Below are 16,376 nucleotides of genomic sequence, written 5' to 3' on the forward strand. Positions count from 1 at the left end.
ACGAGCACAGAAGGAACCCTGATGTTCAAACGTGTCTTCAAACAAGTTTCCCTGGGCGTCGCGCTGAGCGCCGCCGTATTTGCCGTCCAGGCCGCCGACGTGACCGGCGCCGGCGCTTCGTTCCCGTACCCGATCTACGCCAAGTGGGCCTCCGACTACAAGGCCGCCACCAATAGCGCCGTCAACTACCAGTCCATCGGTTCGGGCGGCGGTCAGCAACAAATCATCGCCAAGACCGTCGATTTCGGCGCTTCGGACGATCCCATGAAGGCTGCCGATCTGGAAAAGAACGGCCTGCTGCAATTCCCGGCCGTCATCGGCGGCACGGTTGCCGTGGTGAACATCGACGGCGTCGAACCCGGCAAGCTGAAGCTGTCGGGCAAGGTCCTGGCCGACATCTTCCTGGGCAAGATCAAGAAGTGGGACGACGCTGCCATCAAGGCGCTGAACCCCGACCTGAAGCTGCCGGCCGCCGACATCATCGTCGTGCACCGCTCGGACGGCTCGGGCACCACCTTCGGCTGGACCAACTACCTGTCCAAGGTGTCGCCGGACTGGAAGTCGACCGTGGGCGAAGGCAAGGCCGTCAAGTGGCCCGTGGGTCAGGGCGGCAAGGGCAACGAAGGCGTCGCCGCCTACGTCGGCCAGCTGAAGAACTCGATCGGCTACGTGGAATACGCCTACGCCAAGCAGAACAAGCTGGCCTGGACGCAACTGCAGAACAAGGACGGCAAGTTCGTCCAGCCGGAACAGAAGGCGTTCGCAGCCGCGGCCGCCAACGCCGACTGGAAGAGCGCGCCGGGCATGGGCGTGGTCCTGACCGACGAGCCGGGCGCCGATTCCTGGCCCGTCACCGCCGCCACCTTCATCCTGGTCCACAAGTCGCAAGACAAGCCGGCGCAGGGCAAGGCCGTGCTGGAATTCTTCGACTGGGCCTTCAAGAACGGCGCCAAGTCGGCTGAAGCCATGGACTACGTGCCGCTGCCGGAAGCCGTGACCAAGGAAATCCGCGCCGCCTGGGGCGAAGTCAAGGCCGCCGACGGCAAGGCCGTCTGGCAATAAAGGCTTGAGCGCGAGGGAGGCCGGCTGACAATGCCAATCTCCGTCGCGCGCAATCCACAGCGGCCGCCGCTGGCGTTCCGGATACGGGATGCTGGCGGCGGTCCGCCGCAAGACCTTCGAAGTTTCTCCCCTGGTTTCCTAAGGAAAGTCCATCCATGAGCGCGGTAATGGATAATAGTGTGCCGCTTTCGCCCAGCGTGGCGGACTCCGTGACTACCGGCACGCCTTCGCCTATGAAGCAAAACAAAAACGCGCTGATGGATGCGCTATTCAAGAACCTGACCCGCCTGTTCGCCTTCCTGGTGTTCATCCTGCTGGCGGCGATTCTTGTTTCCCTGATCTACGGCAGCCGCGAATCGCTGGCCAAGTATGGCCTGTCGTTCCTCTGGCTCAACGACTGGGATCCGGTCAATTCGAACTACGGCGCCGTGGTGCCCATCATCGGTACGCTGCTGACCTCGGCCATCGCCCTGATCATCGCCGTGCCCGTGTCCTTCGGCATCGCCATCTTCCTGACCGAACTGTCGCCCACCTGGCTGCGCCGCCCCCTGGGCACAGCGGTCGAAATGCTGGCGGCGATTCCGTCCATCATCTACGGCATGTGGGGCCTGTTCGTCTTCGTCCCCGTGTTCCAGCAGTATGTGCAGCCCTTCATGATCGCCACATTGGGCAGCCTGCCCGTGATCGGCGGCATCTTCGCGGGGCCGCCCTTCGGCATCGGCATCTTCACGGCCGGCCTGATCCTCTCGATCATGATCATCCCGTTCATCGCCGCGGTGATGCGCGACGTGTTCGAACTGGTGCCGGCGATGCTCAAGGAATCCGCCTACGGCCTGGGCAGCACGACCTGGGAAGTGATGTGGCGCGTGGTGCTGCCCTACACCAAGTCGGGCGTCATCGGCGGCATCATGCTGGGCCTGGGCCGCGCGCTTGGCGAAACCATGGCGGTGACCTTCGTCATCGGCAACGCCTTCAAGTGGTCCGGTTCGCTGTTCTCGCCGGGCAACTCGATCGCTTCGGCGCTGGCCAACGAATTCAATGAAGCGGGCGGCATACAGAAGTCGGCGCTGCTGGAACTGGGCCTGATCCTGTTCCTGATCACGACCATCGTGCTCGCGCTGGCCAAGATGCTGCTGGTTCGCTTGTCCGCCAGTGAAGGCAAGAAAACCTGACGCGCCGCGAGCACAAGGAAAAGATCATGGCTGTATCCGTACTCAATATGCAGAACGGCACCTATCGCCGGCGCCGCGTAGTCAACCGCATCATGCTGACCGTGTCGCTGGGCACCCTGGTGTTCGGGCTGTTCTGGCTGTTCTGGATCATTCTGACGCTGTTGATGAAGGGCGCGCCCGCGCTGTCGTACACGCTCTTCACCGAGATCACGCCGCCGCCCGGGCAGACCGGCGGTCTCATCAACGCCATCTTCGGCAGCGTGATGATGGCTGGCGTGGGCACGCTCATCGGCACGCCCGTCGGCATCCTGGCCGGCACCTACCTGGCCGAATACGGCCAGCGCGGCTGGCTGGCGCCGGCCACGCGCTTCCTGAACGACGTGCTGCTGTCGGCCCCGTCCATCATCATCGGCCTGTTCATCTACGCCGTGTACGTGGCCCAGGTGGGGCACTACTCGGGCTGGGCCGGCGCCATCGCGCTGTCCATCCTGGTGATTCCGGTGGTGGTGCGCACCACCGACAACATGCTGCTGCTGGTGCCCAACAGCCTGCGCGAAGCCGCTGCCGCGCTGGGCTGCCCCAAGTGGCGCATGATCACCATGGTGTGCTATCGCGCCGCTAAGACCGGCATCATCACCGGCGTGCTGCTGGCCATCGCCCGCATCTCGGGTGAAACCGCGCCGCTGCTGTTCACCGCGCTGTCGAACCAGTTCATGTCCTTGAACATGAACGGCCCGATGGCCAACCTGCCGGTCGTGATCTACCAGTACGCCGCCAGCCCCTTCAAGGACTGGAACAACCTGGCCTGGGCCGGCGCCACCCTGATTACGCTGCTGGTGCTGGGCATCAACATCATCGCCCGCAACATGTTCCGCAAGTAAAGATCGCTATGCCGGCGCGCCGGGCGCGCCGGAGCCAAGGGAAACCAAATGGAAAACACCGCTACCGCCGTCAAGAACAAGATCGAGGTCAAGAACCTGAACTTCTACTACGGCAAGTTCCATGCGATCCGCAATGTGAACATGTCGATCCAGGAGAAGAAGGTCACGGCCTTCATCGGCCCGTCCGGCTGCGGCAAGTCCACGCTGCTGCGCACCTTCAACCGCATGTTCGAGCTCTACCCCGGCCAGCGCGCCGAGGGCGAAATCATCCTGGACGGCGAAAACTTGCTGACGGCCAAGACCGACATCTCGCTGATCCGCGCCAAGGTCGGCATGGTGTTCCAGAAGCCCACGCCGTTCCCCATGAGCATCTACGACAACATCGCCTTCGGCGTGCGCTTGTTCGAGCGCCTGTCCAAGGGTGAAATGGACGAGCGCGTGGAATGGGCCCTGAGCAAGGCCGCGCTGTGGAACGAAGTGAAGGACAAGCTGCACCAGAGCGGCAACAGCCTGTCGGGCGGCCAGCAACAGCGCCTGTGCATCGCGCGCGGCGTGGCCATCAAGCCGGAAGTGCTGTTGCTGGACGAGCCGTGCTCGGCGCTGGACCCGATTTCGACCGCCAAGATCGAAGAGCTGATCGCCGAACTGAAGAACGACTACACCGTCGTCATCGTGACGCACAACATGCAGCAGGCCGCGCGCTGCTCGGACTACACCGCCTACATGTACCTGGGCGAGCTGATGGAATTCGGCCAGACCGACCAGATCTTCGTGAAGCCTTCGCGCAAGGAAACGGAAGACTACATCACGGGCCGCTTCGGCTGACCGCCGCGTTTCGGCTCTGCAAATGGCGGCGCGCTGTTCGGACAGCGCGCCGTTTTTCATTTGCTGTTACAGCAGCACCTGCTCGGAGCCCGCCGGGGCTGCTCCTGGACGTTGCCCGCATGGCGGCCGGGAATCAGCACCATGAACATCCCCGCCAGCGCGTAACAGCCCCGCAGGCCCAGCCGCATAGGCCAACCGGGCCGGGATCTGGTATAGTTGCCACCCTTCGGGGCGTAGCGCAGCCTGGTAGCGCATCTGCTTTGGGAGCAGAGGGTCGTGAGTTCGAATCCCACCGCCCCGACCAATGAAGAAAGGCCGTCAGCGATATGTCGCTGACGGCCTTTTGCTATTTCCGGGCCGACCCTCAGGTCAAGCGCAGCATCCGCCGCATCCTTTCCGTCAGCAGCTGCTTGATTGCATCATCCGGGAGGCGCATTGGACCCGGGTCCGTCAGCATCATGGCACTGAGCGTTCCCAGCAGCATCTGCATGGCGATCTGGATTTCCAATTCTGTGTCCACGCCCGCCTGGACCGGCATTTTTCGAGCCAAGGCCGGCACGAACAGGGCATGCATATGGCGATTCAAGATGACCAACGGACTCGATTCTCGTTCGGCCATCGAGAAATCCTGTAGCACGGCCTTGAAAGTCCCCTGGCTTTCGCGGCAGCCATCGACGTAAAAATCCACCATGGCTGCGACGATATCCGAGGCGGTGCCTTCGGTCCAGACGGCGTCTTGGCGGACAAGATTATCGGCTTGCGCTTTGCTTTCCGTGACGGCAGCGTCCAGGACTGCCGCAAGAAAGGTCTCTTTGTCCTGGAAACGGCCATAGAACGCGCCGATGGATGTGTCCGCGAGACGTATCACGTCACCAATCAGTACCAGGTCCAGGTTGGCGTGCCGTTCTATCAATTCGCGGCCGGCGCGGATCATCCTGGCCAGGGACTCCTCGCTGCGTAACTGACGGGGAGGACGCGGAACGCCCGGTGATTGGGCGACCGGGCGAGCGGCTTTCCGCTCCCTGGAAGCGCGCGTTGTCTTGGTAGTTGTTTTCTGCGATGGAGGGGCTGCCATGACAACATCTATCCAAACCTGAAGTGCCACATTATGCCGTAGCAGATGCGCTCTCTTATCGATCAAGCGCCTGTTGCTGCCACGTCATAACGGGGAGGTTGTTTGCAGGACGAACGGCGGTCACAGGTGCTTGGCCCAGCACTGATCTCGGCCTAGGGAAACCTCGCGTTGAAGGGCCTCAAGTACCTTCCAATAATAGAATTAGAATTCTAATTATTGTGTGACAACGAAATATGGCCATGGGTTGGTCCTCCTGCCAGCTCTGCCGTATCCCACGGATCAGTCCGCGACTTGCGTGGATGCAACGGCAGGTCATGCGCACGGCGGCGATGCGGCATGGCGCGGCTCCTCGCATAGCGGCATTGGAGAAGAGAATCATGAGCGATTACATCTCAGGCAAGACCATCGTCATTACCGGGGCAGGCGGCGGCTTTGGACGCCAAGTCGCGCAGCAGGCCGCCGCCCGTGGCGCGCTGGTGACGTGCGGCGATATCGACGCGGACGCTGCGGCGGAAACCGTCGCACGCATTACCGCGGCGGGCGGCCGGGCGCAGGCCCTAGCCGCGGATGTCCGCATTCTGGATGACCTGAGAGGCCTCGTCGGCGCCAGCGTGCAGCGCTATGGTTCGATTGACGTAATGCTCAACAATGCAGGCATCATGCCGCTGGCTTTTGTCGCGGATCACTCGCGTGCCTACGATGCCTGGATGCGTTGTATCGACATCAATATGAGGGGCGTGTTCAATGGCATGATTGCCGCCCACGATGCGATGATCTTTCAGGGGCGGGGCCACTTCATCAACATCTCGTCCATCTATGGGGACTTCCCCGCAGTGGGCGCGGCAATCTACGGCGCCACCAAAGCCGCAGTCGATTTCATGTCGGAAGCCGTGAGGACGGAGGCGCGCGGGAAGATCAAGGTGACGACCATCAGCCCCACCGGAGTGCCCAACACCGGACTTGGCGGGTCCGTAGCCAACCACGCTGCCGCCGTCGGGAGAGTCGGGAACAACATGGAGCAGTTCATGGCAATGGTAAAGGGCCTGCAGGAAGGGGCCCTGCCGCCTGATCTCCGCGATCCGGAGAGCCTGTCGCATATGCCGGTGGAGCCTGACTCGATCGCCGACGCGATCCTGCTTGCCATCGATCAACCATGGGGCGTTTCGGTCAGCGACATGACGGTGCGCGCTTCGGCGGATTGCTTCGTGCTGTGATGGATCCGTGGTTTGTCGGCCAGGCGCCGCCAGCCTGCCAATTGATGGCGTGGGCGGGGACCTGAATCAGGCCGACCAATCTGCCACGAACTCATCACGAAACCGCCGTATCCAGTCCAGCCGCGTGGCAGCAAGCGCGCGGCCGCCATCCGTCTGCATGGTTCCCGCGATGCGTGCGAGCTTCAATTCGATGTGATCCAGCGCGTAGGCGCCGTCGTCCAGTTGCCGATGCGTGCCCATGGGGTCGGTGGGGTGCGCAAGCGCCCGCCCCAGTTGCCCGCCGACATGGAACATGCGGGCCAGTCCCACCGGTCCAAGCGCATCCAGGCGGTCGGCATCCTGCACGATGCGGGCCTCGATGGTCCGGGGCGGGATGTTGGCGGAGTAGCTGTGGGCCTCGATGGCATGATGGACGGCTGCGAGCTTGGTTGAGGGATAGCCGGCGGCCTGCAGCTCACGCACGGCCTCGTCAGCCGCCATGGCCGATGCGCGCGCCCGGTCGGGATGGTTCTTGGGCAGGTTGACAAGGTCATGCAGGTAACTGGCGGCCATGACCACCATGGCGTCGGCTTCGGGGTGGTGCGCCAGCATGCTGTTGGCGGCCTTCCATACGCGTTCCAGATGGCTCAGGTCATGGGCGCCGTCACCGGTATCCGCGCTCTGGGCGATCAGTATGAGCTGCGGCCGCAATGCCGCCAAATCTTCGCGCATCTTCATTTTCTTCCGCCAGCTTCGGGACCAGCGGAAAGTGTACACAGGACGTTTTCGGGCCGGGCGTTTTGCCGCGCGGCCCGCAGCGCGGCCTTAGCCGCCCTGCGCCTGCATCCGTGCCGCCGCCATGGAGCAGATCCGGTACACCAGCGCCGACACCACGAAGCTGGCCGGCGCGGCCAGCGTCGCCGCGAAACCCTCCGTGTGCATCAGCGCCAGGCCGCAGATCGCGCCTGCGAACCAGCCGGCCAGGCCAGCGCGGTTGAAGGCGGCCCCGCCATGTTGCGGCGCGGACTCCTGGTCGCCCAGAATGTGCACCAGCGCCACCGCCACCCACGACACCACAAAGATGCCCTGGTAGGCGAGCGCCTGCAGCAGATACGAGAACACGTCCAGCAGCATCAGCGCATACGTCACCGCGCCCACGATGACCGCCCACATCGCCTTGGGCCAGCGCATGCCCGGCCAGCGCGCGAAGAATGCCTGCATGTTGATGGTGGCCAGGTAGTAGTTGGCGGTGTTGATGCGGGTCTGCGTGATCCACACGAACAGCAATCCGCCCAGGCCCATCAGCTTGAGCAGCGCCAGCACCACCGACACTTCCGACAGCGCGGCGTCGCTGGGGATGGTGCTGACCAGATAGATGCCGGCCACGCCGTTGAGCAGGAAGGTCACCAGATAGAAGGGCATGCCGAAGTTGTAGCGGCTATGGTAGGTCTGGTCTTCGCGCTTGCCGAAGCGGGCATAGTCGAAGGTGAACATCATCAGGACCCATACGCCCATGTAGTACACGAAGGCGTCCCACCAACCGCCGGGGACCGGGCCTTCGGGCGGACCGAATGACAGCCAGGCATCGCTGTAGCCGTATTCCTGCGTCGCCATCACCACGGCCAGCAACAACCCCAGCAAATAGAAGGGCAGCAGCACGCCGTTGAACTTGTCGAGCCATGTTTGCACGCTGCCGAAGATCAACAGCACGCTGTAGATGACCACCACCAGCGCCACCAGCCAGTACGGCACGACAGGATAAAGATGATGCGCCGCGACCGACATCACCGCGCCTTCGAACACCGCGTAGTAGATGGCGGTGGCGAAGAAGATCAGGGTGGCCAGCGCCGCGCCCGAGGTGCCGAAGAGCCGGCGCGAGAACAGCGCCACCGACAGGCCGCTGCGGATGGCGTAGCGGCTGATGACGCCGTTGATCAGCCCGTAGCTGATCACCGACAGCACCATGCCGATGATGGCGTTGCGGGCGCCGTATTTCAGCGCCAGCGTGGCGCCGACGACGATGTAAAACACGGCGCTGCACACGGCCCACCAGGCCATGGTGAGGGCGTAGCGGGGCATGCGGTCGCTGTCGGCGACGGCATGCAGCGAGTTGTCCGTCTCATCGGACGGTTTGCGTGGGGTCATGTTGGCCATGTCGGATCTCCTGGCGGGATCGGATGCTGCGGTTCGACTGCGGAACGGGCGCGGGTCGCCCACCGGCCTTGCCAGGGGGCAAGGCCGGGATATAAGAAAAACCGGGAGAAGGGCGCGGACCGGCCGCGCCCCGAGGATCAGCCGCTGAGCGCCTGATGCAGCCGCTCGAAGCGGGCGCGGTAGTCGCGCCTTGCGGCCACCGCCTGCTCCAGCGTCACCCGCTCGAAATGGGCGCTCTGGTTGGGCTGCATCTGACCGACCTTGTCCAGGTCGGCGCTGATGACCGTGCCTATCATGGCGTAGCCGCCGCCGGACACCGCATCGCGATGCAGGATGATGGGTTCCACGCCCGCAGGCACCTGGATGGAGCCGATGGGATAGCAGGCGTCGACGATGTTCGACGGATCGGCGCCCGCGCCGAAAGGTTGCTCGCGGGCGCGAAAGCGTAGCGGGCGGCCCTGCTTGTAGCGGTAGCCGATGCGATCGGCCTCGGAGGTCACGGTCCAGGCGTCTTCATAGAAAGTGGCGGCGGATTCTGGCTCCAGGCGGTGATCGTATAGACCCGGAAGCACGCGCAGCGTCTGCGTCTTGGGCGGGGCCTCGGCCAACGCGGCCGGCAGTTCGCGGCCCACGCGCGTGCGGATGGACGCCCGGCCCACCGCCAGCCGGTCGCCGGCCTGCAGCTTGCGGCCTTCGTGCCCGCCGATAGCGCCCAGCGCGTAGGTCGAGCGGCTGCCCAGGACCACAGGGACGTCGATGCCGCCCGCGACCGCCAGGCAGGCGCGGGCGCCGGCCTGCACGAAGTCGAACGACAGCCGGCTGCCGGCCTGCACCGCCAGCGCCACATTGCAGGCCTGCGCCACGCCGTCGATCTTGGGGATCATGCTGGCGCCCGTCACGGCAATCACGGCGGTGCGGTGGAACAACAGCTCCGGGCCGAGCAGCGTGCATTCCAGCACCGCGTCGCCGGCGGCATTGCCCACCAGCAGGTTGGCGGCGGCCAGCGCGTACTGATCGAGCGCGCCGGACGGCGGTATGCCCAGGTGGTAGTGGCCTAGGCGGCCCGTGTCCTGCACCGAAGTGGCCAGGCCGGGCTTGATGACTTCGATGATGGGATCGTTAGGCATGGAGCGTCTCCAGCAGTTGGGCGTTGCAGGCATCGGGCGCGCGCTGGAACTCGGCCAGCGAGAACGACACGGGCCGGATGCGCAGGTCGAAGCTGCCGGCCTCGACCTGCGCCGTGGCCTGGTCGTACTCGTCGCGGGTGATGGGCTTGAACTTCACGATGTCGCCCGGGCGGAAAAACACCATCGAATCGCGCAGATGCGCCTGGCGCTGGGCAGGTTCGAAGATGGGTGCTGGCGTGACGCCGAACATCTGGTAGCCGCCCGCGCCGCGTACCGAATAGATGCAGCCGAAGCAGCCGCCGTGTCCCACCGTGTGTTTGGGAGTATCGGTGCGGGGGCGCAGGTATTTGGGAACCTGCAGCTGGCGGTCGCGTTCCACCATCTGGTACATGAAGGGCAACCCGGCCACGAAGCCCACCATGGACACGAACCAGGGCGAACCGGAGTGGGCGTCGATGAAGCCCTGCACCGAGTCGTGGCCGTTGATGCGGGCCGCGTACTCCAGGTCGGTGGATTCCGGATCCTGGTGCCTTTCGCGAAACCGCATCAGGGTCTCGTGGGTCCAGGGGTCGTTGTAGTACACCGGCACTTCGATGATGCGGGTGGCCAGCGTCAGGTTGGCCAGGTCTATGCCCGCCTCCAGTTCGCGCAGCAGGGCCAGCAGGGCGTCCGGCGCGATGCGGTCGGGGTCGTACCGTACTTGATAGGACGCGTTGGCCGGGCATATCTCGGTCACGCCGTCGACCGCGCGTTCGCGCAGCGCCCGCGTGATCGCCATGCCCTTGAAGAAGGATTCCAGCGACATGTCCTCGCTGATCTCGACGAAGATGAACTCGTCGCCGCCATGGGTGTAGCGCAAGCTCATTGGTTTTCCTCCCGGTCCCTTTGCATCCAGGCTTCAAGATAATTGGTGTGGTAGCGGCCCGCCAGCACGTCCGCATCCTCCAGCAGTTCGCGGTGCAGGGCCAGCGTTGAATGCACGCCCGTCAGTTCCACTTCGTCGAGCGCGCGCGCCATGCGCGCCAGCGCCGCCGCGCGGCTCTCGTCCCAGACGATCAGCTTGGCCAGCAGCGAGTCATAGTAGGGCGGCACGGAGCAGCCCGGATACAGCATCGAGTCCACGCGCACGCCGGGCCCGCCGGGCCAGCGCACGTGTTCCACCCGGCCAGGGCTGGGCGCGAAGTTGCGCTTGGGGTCTTCGGCGTTGATGCGGCATTCGATCGCTGCGCCGCGAATGGCGATGTCCTGCTGGCGTAAGCGCAGGGGTTCGCCGTCGGCGATGCGCAGCATTTCGCGCACCAGGTCCACGCCCGTGATGGCTTCGGTGATGGGGTGCTCGACCTGGATGCGGGTGTTCATCTCGATGAAGTAGAACTCGCCGGCGCCGCGGCTGTCGTCGTACAGATACTCCAGCGTGCCCGCTCCCCGGTACCCGACCGAGCGCGCCAGTTGCGCCGCCGATTCGCACAGCTTCTGCCGGGTGGCGGGGTTCAGGGCGGGAGAGGGCGCTTCTTCCAATACCTTCTGCCGGCGCCGTTGCAGGGAGCATTCGCGTTCATACAGGTGGACGGCGTTGCTGCCGTCGCCCAGAACCTGCACTTCGATGTGCCGCGCGCGCGGCAGATAGCGCTCCAGGTATACGCCGGCTTCGCCGAAGGCCGCCTGCGCCTCGGCCTGGGCCTGCGGCATCTGCGCGCGCAGTTCGGCTTCGTCGCGCACCACGCGTATGCCGCGCCCGCCGCCGCCCGCGGCTGCCTTGATCATGAGCGGGTAGCCAATGATGGCGGCATGGGGCAGGGCTTCGTCCAGCGATGACAGCACGCCTTCGCTGCCAGGCACCGTCGGCACGCCGGTCGCCTGGGCGCAGGCGCGCGCCGCCGCCTTGTCGCCCATCGTGCGGATGGTGGCGGCATCGGGCCCGACGAAGATCAGGCCGGCGTCGCTCACGGCCTGCGCGAATGCCGCGTTTTCCGACAGGAAGCCGTAGCCGGGATGTACTGCCTGGGCGCCGGTGCTGCGGGCGGCCTCCAGCAGCGCTTCGGTGTTCAGATAGCTGCGCGTCGCGTGCGAGGGGCCGATGAGCACCGCTTCGTCGGCCATGCGCGTGGCCAGCGCGTCTCGGTCCGCTTCGCTGTATACGGCCACGGTGCGCATGCCCAGTTCGCGGGCGGCGCGGATGATGCGCAAGGCGATTTCGCCGCGGTTGGCCACCAGCACCTTGTGGATGTTGCGCGGCCGGTAGGGAAGATGGGTATCGGACATGGCGCGGCCTATCCCTCGATGCGCAGCAGGGGCTGTCCGGCTTCCACCGGCTCGCCGTCTTCCACCAGGATCTCGGCCACCACGCCGCCGGTGGGCGTTTCGATCTGGTTGAACTGCTTCATGACCTCGACGATGCCGATCACGGCGCCGGCGGCGACCGTGGCGCCCCGCTCCACGAAGGGGGCAGCGTCGGGGCTGGGGCGGCGGTAGAAGGTTCCGGGCAGGGGGCTGGGAATATCGTGCAACGGCATGGTTTTCTCCTTGGAATGTCGTTCGGGCGGCAGGGGGTCAGGGGCCGGTCACGCTGGGCGGCGCGATCCGGATACCGTGGGCTTCCAGCTTCTCGCGGGTGGCGCGCACCAGGGACAGGGCGCCGGGTGTGTCGCTGTGTATGCAGACGGAATCGAAGTCGATGGGGATGTCCTTGCCTTCGACCGTGCGCACGCGGCCCTCGGTGCAGGCGCGCAGCACTTTTTCGGCGACCTGGGCGGGGTCCAGCGGCTGGGTGTAGCGGGTGAAGACGATGGAGCCGCTGGCGTCGTAGTCGCGGTCGGCGTAGAACTCGCGCACCACGGGCTGGTTCAGTTCGCGCGCCAGACGGTAGGTGACCGAGCTTTCCATGCAGTACAGCGCCAGCGTGGGCTCCAGCTCCTGCAGCGTTTCGATCAAACGGCGCGACAAGGCTTCGTCGCGGGCGGCCTGCATGTACAGCGCGCCATGCGGCTTCACGTGCTGCAGGCGCAGTCCGTGCAGTCGGGCGAATTCGCGCAGCGCGCCCAGTTGATAGACGATGTCGTGCACCAGCGCTTCAGCGCTTTCGCGCATGTCCCGCCGGCCGAAGCCGACCAGGTCGCGAAAGCCGGGATGGGCGCCGATGCAGACGCCGTGTTCGCGGGCCTGCAACACCGTGCGGTTCATGATCCGCGGGTCGCCGGCATGGAATCCCGTGGCGATGTTGGCCGAACTGATCAAGGGCATGATCGCTTCGTCCACGCCGTCCCCGATGGTCCACGGGCCGAATCCTTCCCCCATGTCCGAGTTGAGGTCGATGCTGCGTTTGCTCATTGCCGGAGGCTCCTTGGCGTTGCTCGCCGCATTCGACGCGGCGTGTGACGTGAACATTAGCCAAGGCCGAGGGGGACAAAAAGATCTTTTTATTGATCGATCAATATCTGTTTTTTAGATAACTATCCGTCGAATTGGCAGCATCGTTCCGACGTTTTTCCTATGAAAAATAAGGGATACCCCTGATAAGACGCATCGGATCGCAGAGAGAATATTCAGATATTCTGGGGTAAAGATATCGATTAAAAAGATAAGACCAGACATGTCGATTACCCTACGTCAGCTCAAATACTTCATCGCCGCAGCCGAACTGGGCCAGATTTCGCAGGCGGCAATCCAGCTGGCGATATCCCAGTCGGCCATCACCAGCGCCATCCGCGAACTGGAGGAGACAGTGGGCACGGCGCTGTTCCTGCGGGGCGCCCACGGCGTGACGCTGACTCACAGCGGCCGCACCTTCTTGAACCACGCCTACAACATCCTGTCGTCGGTCGACGAGGCCCTGCGCATGCCGGCGACGGCGGAAGAGGTCTCGGGCCGCCTGTTGCTGGCGGCGTCCTATACGGTGATCGGCTACTTCCTGCCGTATCACCTGCAGCGGCTGTCTCAGCTGTATCCGCGCCTGGACATCCAGCTGCACGAACTGAACCGCAGCGCCATCGAGGAAGGCCTGATCGCAAACCGCTATGACATGGCGGTGCTGCTGACCTCGAACGTCGCCAATCCGGATCTGGCGGTGGAGCATTTCTTCGGCTCGCCGCGACGCCTGTGGCTGCCGGCCAGGCATCCCTTGCTTGCGGCGGACGCCGTGACCCTGGAGGACGTCTCGCGCGAACCCTTCATCATGCTGACCGTGGACGAGGCGGCCTACACCGCCTTGCGCTACTGGAACGAAACTCCGTTCAAGCCCGACGTGCGGCTGCGCACCTCATCCGTCGAGGCGGTGCGCAGCATGGTGGCCAACGGCAGCGGCGTGGCCCTGCTGTCGGACATGGTCTACCGGCCCTGGTCGCTGGAGGGGCGGCGGATTGAAACGGTACAGCTCAAGGACCCGATTCCGCCCATGAACGTCGGGTTGGCCTGGCGCCGGGGCGCGGAAGTGTCGCCCGCCATGCAGGCGGTGCGGGACTATTTCCGGCATGCGTACATGGCGCAGCGGGGCGGGGCGGGCTGAACGCGGACCGGCGCTACGCCCGCTTGCCGGGATGTATGCCCATGGTCTTCGCGATGACTTCCAGCATGATCTCGTTGGCGCCGCCGCCGATGGCCGTCTGCCTCAGGTCGCGATAGGCGCGAGAGATCCAGTTCTCGTTCATGACGCCCTGGCCGCCCCAGAACTGCAGGCATTCGTTGGGAATCTTCATGGACAGCTTGCCAGCGTAGTACTTCGCCATGGAGGCGAACTGGGCGATGTCCTGGCCGTCCAGGTATTGCTCGATGGCACGGTACAGCAGAGAGCGCAGTGCCTGGATCTCGGTCTGCATTTCGGCGAGCTTGTGGTAGACCACCTGATTGGACAGGATTGTGCCGCCGAACACTTGCCTCTGGCCGGCGTATTCGATGGTCTCTTCGATGGCCCGCTCCATCGACCGCATGCTGCGCGCCGCGACGAACATGCGTTCTTCCTGGAACTGCTCCATCTGGTAGATGAAGCCCATGTTCTCTTCGCCGATGCGGTTGCTGACTGGTACCCGCACGTCGTCGAAGAACAGTTCGGCCGTATCGGAGGCGCGCAGCACCAGCTTGTCCAGCTTGCGCGACACGCTGACGCCGGGAGCGTTCAATGGCACGATGATGAGCGATTTGTTCTTGTGCGGTCCGCCGTCCTGCGAGGTATTGCACAGCAGGCAGATCCAGTCGCCCTGTACGCCATTGGTGATCCACATCTTCGATCCGTTGATGACGTAGTCGTCGCCGTCGCGCCGCGCCCAGGTCTTTATCTGCGACACGTCCGAGCCTGCCGAGGCTTCGCTTACGCCGATGCAGCCGACCAGATCTCCCGCGATGGTGGGCGCCAGGTAGGCGCGCTTGAGCGCATCGCTGCCGTGATGCGCCAAGGCCGGAGTGCACATCGTGCTTTGCACGCCGATGGCCGAGGTCAGCCCGCTGGACCGGACTTCGCCCAGGGTCTCGGCGAAGACCATTTCGTAGCTGAAATCCAGCTCCATGCCACCATACTCGGCAGCCTTTCCTATGCCCAGCAGCCCGGCGGATCCGAAGGCCTTCATCACGCGGTGCGCAGGGAAAATCTGCTCGGCCTCCCACTCGTCCAGATAGGGGTCCAGGTGTTCGGCGATGATGCGGCGGGTGGTCCGTTCGAGTTCGCGATGCTCGTGGGTCAGGTGCATGGCTGTTTCCGGTTGGTTCAGTTGGCTGCCGGTGCGCCGGCGTCGGCTAGCGTGACGTGGCCGGCGATCAGCGCGACGCCGCCGGCATCTCTTACCCAGACGTCATATCTCCCTGGTGCATCGGCCACGCATTGGCCGCCTGCGGTGATGAGGCCGCCGGCATGCAGCGGCTTGAGAAAGCGGATGTCCAGGTCGAATCGTTCCAGCGCCGCGGCACCGAAGCTGCGCGCCAGCGATTGCCAGATCAGGTTGACCGACAGCGTGCCGTGGGCGATGGTGCCGCCCATGGGCGTGGCCGAGGCGAATGCCGGATCTACGTGCAGGGGATTGAAGTCGTTGGTCAGTTCGGCATAAAGATCGATGTCCGCCTGAGTGACCTTCATGGATACTTCTTCCAGTGTAGGCGTCATGGTGTGTCCTAGGCAGCCCAGATCAGATTCATTCGGCCGGTATAGAGGGGGCGTCCAGTTGCGCCCTCGCCAGCGACTTCAAGTCGTAGATAGCGACGTTCGCCCCGCATTTCCTTGTCCAGGCAGCGCACCGTGGAACGTACGCGTTCGCCAGAGCGCGGCAGCCCTTGGACGCAAAGCGCTTGCCGCGCATGGATGTTGCCGGGCGGGCGCGGCGTCACCACGTTCAGGTAGGCGCGCATCATCAGCGCGACGGCCAGGCCGGCCTGCCTGGCCGGTGCGTCCTGCGCGTGCTGGCCGAACAGGCGTTCCCAGAGCGCCAGCAGCCTCGCGTCGAGCGGCTCTTCCCATTCGCCCAGCACGGAACCAGGGGTAAAGCTGTCATAGGTATACAGCGCGCTCATGGCGTCTCCGGTTCGGCAATCGGGAGCAGGTGGTCGCCGCGGGGCTCGAATCCGATCCGCACCCGCTGGCCGATGGCGAGCGGCGAGTTGGCGTCATTGCGGGTGTTGACCATCAAGCGGAATCCCTCGTCCAGGTCGACCAGAGCGATTACATAGGGCGCTTCGGCCTTGAAGGCCGCGTTCGGTGCACGATGCACCGTGGTATGGCTGAGCACGGTGCCCAGTCCGGCGGATTCGTTCCACTTCAGCTGCTGTCCGTGGCAATGAGTGCAGACACTGCGCGGAATGCGCTGCACCGCGCGGCATTCGCCGCAGGTCTGGTAGCGCAGCTTGCGGTCGCGGCAACCTTGCCAGAAAGGCTGCGTTTCCGCGGTGGGGCGTATGGAGGGCTTTTCCAT

General features: G+C 64.5%; 18 protein-coding genes and 1 tRNA gene. 7 read left to right on the plus strand and 12 right to left on the minus strand.

What is annotated here, in order from left to right; all coding sequences use genetic code 11:
- Positions 1-21: 21 nt before the first annotated feature.
- From pstS to HV766_RS24290, 5 genes are all read left to right on the plus strand, one after another.
- On the plus strand, positions 22-1,062 hold the full coding sequence (gene pstS / locus HV766_RS24270) for a phosphate ABC transporter substrate-binding protein PstS (RefSeq protein WP_054451357.1): 1,041 nt from the start codon (positions 22-24) through the stop codon (positions 1,060-1,062).
- Positions 1,063-1,217: 155 nt separating this feature from the next.
- Positions 1,218-2,234: a phosphate ABC transporter permease subunit PstC gene (gene pstC, locus HV766_RS24275; protein WP_054451356.1), complete on the plus strand. Its 1,017-nt coding sequence runs from the start codon at positions 1,218-1,220 to the stop codon at positions 2,232-2,234.
- Positions 2,235-2,260: 26 nt separating this feature from the next.
- Positions 2,261-3,115 carry a phosphate ABC transporter permease PstA gene (pstA, locus tag HV766_RS24280; protein WP_082400756.1) on the plus strand — a complete coding sequence of 285 codons (855 nt, stop codon included), beginning with the start codon at positions 2,261-2,263 and terminating at the stop codon, positions 3,113-3,115.
- Between the two features lie 48 nt (positions 3,116-3,163).
- On the plus strand, positions 3,164-3,940 hold the full coding sequence (pstB, locus tag HV766_RS24285; RefSeq protein WP_006221056.1) for a phosphate ABC transporter ATP-binding protein PstB: 777 nt from the start codon (positions 3,164-3,166) through the stop codon (positions 3,938-3,940).
- A gap of 227 nt (positions 3,941-4,167) precedes the next feature.
- A tRNA-Pro gene (locus tag HV766_RS24290) sits at positions 4,168-4,244 on the plus strand.
- Positions 4,245-4,304: 60 nt separating this feature from the next.
- Here the strand turns inward: HV766_RS24290 and HV766_RS24295 are convergent.
- On the minus strand, positions 4,305-4,874 hold the full coding sequence (locus tag HV766_RS24295; RefSeq protein ID WP_254593355.1) for a TetR/AcrR family transcriptional regulator: 570 nt from the start codon (positions 4,872-4,874) through the stop codon (positions 4,305-4,307).
- A 518-nt stretch (positions 4,875-5,392) separates the two neighbouring features.
- Here HV766_RS24295 and HV766_RS24300 point away from each other — a divergent pair.
- Positions 5,393-6,229, plus strand: coding sequence for an SDR family oxidoreductase (locus HV766_RS24300; RefSeq protein WP_119450670.1), 837 nt, complete (start codon positions 5,393-5,395; stop codon positions 6,227-6,229).
- 66 nt (positions 6,230-6,295) lie between these two features.
- Here the strand turns inward: HV766_RS24300 and HV766_RS24305 are convergent, their stop codons facing one another.
- The 7 genes from HV766_RS24305 to HV766_RS24335 form a co-directional block, all read right to left on the minus strand.
- Complete coding sequence (locus HV766_RS24305) at positions 6,296-6,946, minus strand: HD domain-containing protein (protein ID WP_175181975.1); 651 nt, start codon at positions 6,944-6,946, stop codon at positions 6,296-6,298.
- 87 nt (positions 6,947-7,033) lie between these two features.
- Entirely contained in the window at positions 7,034-8,362 is a 1,329-nt protein-coding gene (locus tag HV766_RS24310) for a purine-cytosine permease family protein (RefSeq protein WP_175181976.1), read from the minus strand.
- Positions 8,363-8,499: 137 nt separating this feature from the next.
- On the minus strand, positions 8,500-9,489 hold the full coding sequence (locus HV766_RS24315) for a 5-oxoprolinase subunit C family protein (RefSeq protein ID WP_054457871.1): 990 nt from the start codon (positions 9,487-9,489) through the stop codon (positions 8,500-8,502).
- Positions 9,482-10,354 carry a 5-oxoprolinase subunit B family protein gene (locus HV766_RS24320; protein WP_175181977.1) on the minus strand — a complete coding sequence of 291 codons (873 nt, stop codon included), beginning with the start codon at positions 10,352-10,354 and terminating at the stop codon, positions 9,482-9,484. The genes HV766_RS24315 and HV766_RS24320 overlap by 8 nt, the downstream gene beginning before the upstream one ends.
- On the minus strand, positions 10,351-11,751 hold the full coding sequence (locus tag HV766_RS24325) for an acetyl-CoA carboxylase biotin carboxylase subunit (RefSeq protein ID WP_175181978.1): 1,401 nt from the start codon (positions 11,749-11,751) through the stop codon (positions 10,351-10,353). The genes HV766_RS24320 and HV766_RS24325 overlap by 4 nt, the downstream gene beginning before the upstream one ends.
- 8 nt (positions 11,752-11,759) lie before the next feature.
- Positions 11,760-12,002 (minus strand): acetyl-CoA carboxylase, encoded by a 243-nt coding sequence (locus HV766_RS24330; protein ID WP_119450622.1) that lies wholly within the window; start codon positions 12,000-12,002, stop codon positions 11,760-11,762.
- 37 nt (positions 12,003-12,039) lie between these two features.
- Entirely contained in the window at positions 12,040-12,816 is a 777-nt protein-coding gene (locus HV766_RS24335) for a 5-oxoprolinase subunit PxpA (protein WP_054457867.1), read from the minus strand.
- Between the two features lie 262 nt (positions 12,817-13,078).
- On the opposite strand from HV766_RS24335, the gene HV766_RS24340 reads away from it, so the two are divergent.
- Entirely contained in the window at positions 13,079-13,990 is a 912-nt protein-coding gene (locus HV766_RS24340; RefSeq protein WP_054457866.1) for a LysR family transcriptional regulator, read from the plus strand.
- Between the two features lie 13 nt (positions 13,991-14,003).
- Here the strand turns inward: HV766_RS24340 and HV766_RS24345 are convergent, their stop codons facing one another.
- From HV766_RS24345 to HV766_RS24360, 4 genes are read right to left on the minus strand one after another with little or no spacing between them, the layout of a single operon-like run.
- Positions 14,004-15,164, minus strand: a complete 1,161-nt coding sequence (locus HV766_RS24345) for an acyl-CoA dehydrogenase family protein (RefSeq protein WP_054457865.1) — start codon at positions 15,162-15,164, stop codon at positions 14,004-14,006.
- A gap of 17 nt (positions 15,165-15,181) precedes the next feature.
- Complete coding sequence (locus tag HV766_RS24350; RefSeq protein WP_119450623.1) at positions 15,182-15,574, minus strand: MaoC family dehydratase; 393 nt, start codon at positions 15,572-15,574, stop codon at positions 15,182-15,184.
- Positions 15,575-15,582: 8 nt separating this feature from the next.
- Positions 15,583-15,978 (minus strand): hypothetical protein, encoded by a 396-nt coding sequence (locus HV766_RS24355; RefSeq protein WP_119450624.1) that lies wholly within the window; start codon positions 15,976-15,978, stop codon positions 15,583-15,585.
- Entirely contained in the window at positions 15,975-16,376 is a 402-nt protein-coding gene (locus HV766_RS24360; protein WP_175181979.1) for a Zn-ribbon domain-containing OB-fold protein, read from the minus strand. The genes HV766_RS24355 and HV766_RS24360 overlap by 4 nt, the downstream gene beginning before the upstream one ends.

Source organism: Achromobacter aegrifaciens (genome assembly GCF_902859735.1).
GTDB classification, from domain to species: Bacteria; Pseudomonadota; Gammaproteobacteria; order Burkholderiales; family Burkholderiaceae_B; genus Achromobacter; species Achromobacter aegrifaciens.

Coding starts and splice junctions, on each gene's coding strand:
- pstS (WP_054451357.1), top strand. CDS start 22: ATGTTCAAACGTGTCTTCAAACAAGTTTCCCTGGGCGTCGCGCTGAGC.
- pstC (WP_054451356.1), top strand. CDS start 1,218: ATGAGCGCGGTAATGGATAATAGTGTGCCGCTTTCGCCCAGCGTGGCG.
- pstA (WP_082400756.1), top strand. CDS start 2,261: ATGGCTGTATCCGTACTCAATATGCAGAACGGCACCTATCGCCGGCGC.
- pstB (WP_006221056.1), top strand. CDS start 3,164: ATGGAAAACACCGCTACCGCCGTCAAGAACAAGATCGAGGTCAAGAAC.
- HV766_RS24295 (WP_254593355.1), bottom strand. CDS start 4,874: ATGATCCGCGCCGGCCGCGAATTGATAGAACGGCACGCCAACCTGGAC.
- HV766_RS24300 (WP_119450670.1), top strand. CDS start 5,393: ATGAGCGATTACATCTCAGGCAAGACCATCGTCATTACCGGGGCAGGC.
- HV766_RS24305 (WP_175181975.1), bottom strand. CDS start 6,946: ATGAAGATGCGCGAAGATTTGGCGGCATTGCGGCCGCAGCTCATACTG.
- HV766_RS24310 (WP_175181976.1), bottom strand. CDS start 8,362: ATGGCCAACATGACCCCACGCAAACCGTCCGATGAGACGGACAACTCG.
- HV766_RS24315 (WP_054457871.1), bottom strand. CDS start 9,489: ATGCCTAACGATCCCATCATCGAAGTCATCAAGCCCGGCCTGGCCACT.
- HV766_RS24320 (WP_175181977.1), bottom strand. CDS start 10,354: ATGAGCTTGCGCTACACCCATGGCGGCGACGAGTTCATCTTCGTCGAG.
- HV766_RS24325 (WP_175181978.1), bottom strand. CDS start 11,751: ATGTCCGATACCCATCTTCCCTACCGGCCGCGCAACATCCACAAGGTG.
- HV766_RS24330 (WP_119450622.1), bottom strand. CDS start 12,002: ATGCCGTTGCACGATATTCCCAGCCCCCTGCCCGGAACCTTCTACCGC.
- HV766_RS24335 (WP_054457867.1), bottom strand. CDS start 12,816: ATGAGCAAACGCAGCATCGACCTCAACTCGGACATGGGGGAAGGATTC.
- HV766_RS24340 (WP_054457866.1), top strand. CDS start 13,079: ATGTCGATTACCCTACGTCAGCTCAAATACTTCATCGCCGCAGCCGAA.
- HV766_RS24345 (WP_054457865.1), bottom strand. CDS start 15,164: ATGCACCTGACCCACGAGCATCGCGAACTCGAACGGACCACCCGCCGC.
- HV766_RS24350 (WP_119450623.1), bottom strand. CDS start 15,574: ATGACGCCTACACTGGAAGAAGTATCCATGAAGGTCACTCAGGCGGAC.
- HV766_RS24355 (WP_119450624.1), bottom strand. CDS start 15,978: ATGAGCGCGCTGTATACCTATGACAGCTTTACCCCTGGTTCCGTGCTG.
- HV766_RS24360 (WP_175181979.1), bottom strand. CDS start 16,376: ATGGAAAAGCCCTCCATACGCCCCACCGCGGAAACGCAGCCTTTCTGG.